This window comes from Psychromonas sp., from assembly GCF_983033635.1.
In genome coordinates this window covers 3,467-7,466 of the sequence record NZ_CEZLMY010000175.1, presented here as the reverse complement: position 1 = coordinate 7,466, position 4,000 = coordinate 3,467, and the positions used below count along the sequence as shown (strand labels likewise).

The following is a 4,000-nucleotide window of genomic DNA, read 5'->3' as shown; positions in this document are numbered from 1 at the left end:
TAACTGCGTTAATCCTCTATCGGTAGATGTAAATGCAAGCATTTAACATCTTGAAGTAACATGGGTATAAGTATAGTGTCAGTTTGCTGTTTATATTAACTCAATGCGCAATAGCGTGAGAAATCACTCATTTGTGTTTTTAAAAACATTTTTTATAAGCATTAAAGGCAACTTTTGAAGGAATACAGCGGGGTGTTCAATGTTTCAAGAGTGGGTAAGCAGTAAATAAGAAAGCGGCCTTAAATCGTTTAGGATTTAAGGCCGTTTAAAAACACAGATACTGCAGACTTACAGTTGTGTTTGTAATCCTGCAATTTGGTGCCAAAAACCATTGCACTCTTTACTGTCAAGTGTCACATGTTTTCCCTGACCATTTAGTGTTTCTCTATATTGTTGAAGTGTTGCCAAGCTTTCGATACCGGACGGGCTGATACGTGCAATATCCGCCAGATCCAGCATCGACGGCAGATCATTGATGAGATTGTAACTGTAACCAGATTGTGTCTGAATGCCATTTAAAACAAATACTTGTTGGTCTTCCTGAGTAGTTGTTACGCGTCCCCTTGGATATTTAATGCAACATAATTCACAATCGTCTTTTGCTTTGTTTTCCGAACGAGCTGTAAAGCAGCGCGCTGAATAAGCCAATGGCATAAAACCATGCGCAAAAACTTCAACTTCAAATTGGTCGCGAATGCCTAAAGCTTTGCAGTCAGTTAGTGTTTTATCTAACCAGTCTCGTGACAACTCAACCGGCATCACCCAACGCTGCATCCCTTTATTTACAAACAGTTTTAACACGCTGGCGTTATAACAATTAATTGCAGGACCACAAACAAAAGGTACTTTATTATCACTTAGTATCTGCACTGCACCTAAATCATTTGCTTCAACTTTAAATAAACCATTTTCACATAACTGGCGTAACACCTTAATTTCAGAGGGTGCTTCTAACAGTGCCATGGTCGATAAAACAATCTCTTTTCCAGAGCCCGCTAACGCTTTGGCAAGTTCGATCCAATCTCTAGTTTTTAATTCGCGTCGTTTACTACAAACCGTTTCGCCTAAATAGATAATATCCGCTTCGCTATTTAATGCCTGATGGTAGAAATCTTCGACGTTTTGTTTTTCCCAGTAATAAAGCAGGGGACCTAATGCTAATTTCACGCTATTTCCTTAAAAATATTATTGCCACTCGCGGTGATACGCACCCAACGTTGTTTGACTGCCTTCCGATACGTTTGCCAGAACAGAATTCCACGCATCTTTTACCTGGTACATTTCTGGATTTGCTTTGTAGGTATCAATTGCCTCTCGCCAAACACGCGTTATCTGCTCTACATAGGCAGGGCTACGTTGCCGGCCTTCAATTTTTACCGAGCAGATTCCTGTTTTCATTAGTTCAGGAAGCATAGACAGGGTATTTAAACTGGTCGGCTCTTCAAGTGCATGATATAGGTTATTACCGACTTTGAATTTTCCTTTACATAATGTGGGGTAACCCGCTTTTTCACCGTCCTGGTAACGATCGATTAAAATATCATTTAATCTTGATTCAAGACCATTATCAGTCTCACTCCAGCGTACATATTTTGCAGGCGAGCAGGCGCCGACTGTATTGGGAGACTCACCTGTAAAATAAGATGATAAATAACAGCGGCCTTCCGCCATAATGCATAAACTACCGAATGCAAAAACTTCCAAAGGCATATCTGTATTGCGTGACAGCTGTTTAACTTGTTGCATAGATAAAACACGAGGCAAAACAACTCGTTTTACATTAAAGTTTTGTTTGTAAAAATTAATCGCTTCGCAATTCGTTGCGGAGGCTTGCACTGAAAGATGTAATTCTAATTCAGGATATTTGTTTGCAGCATAATCAAGAGTCGCGATATCAGCAATAATGGCAGCGTCTGCGCCTAAATCAACACATTTATCAACCGCGTTCTGCCAACGTTTTTCACCGCCAGGGTGAGCAAAAGTATTAACTGCTACATGCAGATGTTTATTATGATCGTGCACATACTGTGCACCTTTAATCAGTTTTTTGTCGTTAAAATTTAAACCAGCAAAATGACGAGCATTGGTATCATCTTTCAAACCAATATAAACGGCGTCAGCACCACAATCAATGGCTGTTTTTAATGCAGGTAAGCTACCAGCTGGGCAGAGAAGTTCCATTAAAGCTCCTAACTATATAAAGTTGCATAATTGTAAAAAAATAACAGATTTTTTTATTGATATAGGGCAGGTATGGTTAGAAAATTTAACATTTAAATACTATTTTGATTTAGACCAGTATCCCAAGTAGACGTAAGCTTTATAATTTGCTCTTAACCATCAGCGAGATAACCCATGTTTAAATCTATTTTTGCAACTATTCAGCACCGTTTAGTTATTAATACCCCCAAAGTACTTGCCTTACCAAGTTCACTATTACCTTTTTTTGTGCAAAAAAAATTGTTGTCTGATCTATTAGAGAAAGTTTTTGCTGAAGCGATAGAAGATGGTGATTTAGAGTTTTTACAAGATAAGTGGTTAAAAGTTGAAGTGACCGATCTCAAACTGACTTGGTATTTAAGCTTTGCAGAAGATAAGCTAATTATCGAAGAGAATTGTGAAAATGAAGACGTTACCTTCTCCGGTGCAGTAAACGAATTGATTTTAATAGCAGGACGTAAAGAAGATCCTGATACTCTATTCTTTCAACGTCGTTTATCGATTCAAGGTGATACCGAGCTAGGACTCGAGATAAAAAATCTACTCGATAATGTTGATTTTGATAATTTATCACCATTGGCAAAAAAAGCACTGCATCATTTTTCAAGCTTTGTACAACAAGGGTTAATTGAACCTGATATAAAAGTGGTAACTGCCTGATTAATCATAAGGGCGTAGGGTAGTCTACGTCCTTAGTGCATACTACTCCACATAATTCTCCACGCGCCATGCTGAACATTATTAAGCATTGTAACTCTCAACTTAAAAATATTAAGTTTTACACCATCTAAAATCTGCATATCAGCCTCACGTTACATATATCCTGTCACTATATTATCCCTAGATGAGCTACAGTTAACTAAAAATGGCTGCAATCGGCCTGTAAATAAACCTGTTGTGTTTCTATCAGTGTTGTCGACATCGGCAAGTGCCAGATTAGTACCGATTCAGCGTCGGAACAGTTCATTGAATCAAAATTGATAAAAGCTTTGATCGTCATTACTGTCAGCCATTTACCACTAAGGGGATACAATTATGCAACTATTAAAATCCTATGCGCTAATTTTACTTGTTATTATTTTTGTTACTGGCTGTGCCACTGCAAATCATGGTGCCTTTATTGCAAATACATACATTGATAAAAATACAGATGTGCAAGGAGAATATATCGGCAGGGCCTTAGGTGATTCTTCGCAAACCTGGTTCCTGTATCTGTTTCCTATCGGCGAAGCTCCTTCAACCCAAGTTGCTATTAATAATGCAAAACAAAACCTCCCTGGTACTAAATACCTTTCTGACATGTCGATAGATGATAGTGATATTTGGAAAATTGGCTATCGTGTACAAACTATCAAAGTCGTTGCTAATGCTTACAAGTAGCGCTTTTATCAAGACAAAGCCGGCACAATCACAAACCGCTTATCTGTTATGCAATTGGATATTTAGTTGATAGCATACAGCTTGTTTTAACGATTTTCACAGCCCTAAAATTAGTAAACAGATCACAGTAAATCATTGTAAATATGGCACTATTAGATAAACCTGAAATTAAGATAACAGGAGATATTTGTGTGCCATAGTAAATCAGTGTATTTAACCCTCGCCAATAAGATTAGCGAGCAGTTTAAAATGATAGATGCTGTGGAAGCTATCGCTCCTGGTGGTTCACAAACTAGTGGTTGTTTGGATAAACATTCCGATATTGATCTCTACGTTTATTTAAGCGATCAAATCACGCTGGATACTGGTCAGGAAATTGTTGAAAAGCTAGGGGCGAGTA

5 protein-coding genes are annotated in these 4,000 nt (G+C 38.1%); 3 read left to right on the top strand and 2 right to left on the bottom strand.

Translation table 11 applies throughout. From position 1 onward, the window contains the following. Positions 1–288: 288 nt before the first annotated feature. Together AC4GME_RS16010 and ubiU are read right to left on the bottom strand one after the other, a co-directional pair. Positions 289–1,167 carry a U32 family peptidase gene (locus AC4GME_RS16010; RefSeq protein ID WP_490377885.1) on the bottom strand — a complete coding sequence of 293 codons (879 nt, stop codon included), beginning with the start codon at positions 1,165–1,167 and terminating at the stop codon, positions 289–291. A gap of 18 nt (positions 1,168–1,185) precedes the next feature. Further along, positions 1,186–2,181 carry a ubiquinone anaerobic biosynthesis protein UbiU gene (gene ubiU, locus AC4GME_RS16005; RefSeq protein ID WP_490377886.1) on the bottom strand — a complete coding sequence of 332 codons (996 nt, stop codon included), beginning with the start codon at positions 2,179–2,181 and terminating at the stop codon, positions 1,186–1,188. Between the two features lie 174 nt (positions 2,182–2,355). Between ubiU and ubiT the strand changes: the two genes are divergently transcribed. The 3 genes from ubiT to AC4GME_RS15990 form a co-directional block, all read left to right on the top strand. After that, positions 2,356–2,880: a ubiquinone anaerobic biosynthesis accessory factor UbiT gene (gene ubiT, locus AC4GME_RS16000; protein ID WP_490377887.1), complete on the top strand. Its 525-nt coding sequence runs from the start codon at positions 2,356–2,358 to the stop codon at positions 2,878–2,880. A 375-nt stretch (positions 2,881–3,255) separates the two neighbouring features. Continuing rightward, a complete protein-coding gene (locus AC4GME_RS15995; RefSeq protein WP_490377888.1) occupies positions 3,256–3,600 on the top strand; it encodes a hypothetical protein in 345 nt (114 codons plus the stop codon). 189 nt (positions 3,601–3,789) lie between these two features. Further along, on the top strand, positions 3,790–4,000 hold a 211-nt coding region (locus AC4GME_RS15990), incomplete at its 3' end, for a nucleotidyltransferase domain-containing protein (protein WP_490379754.1).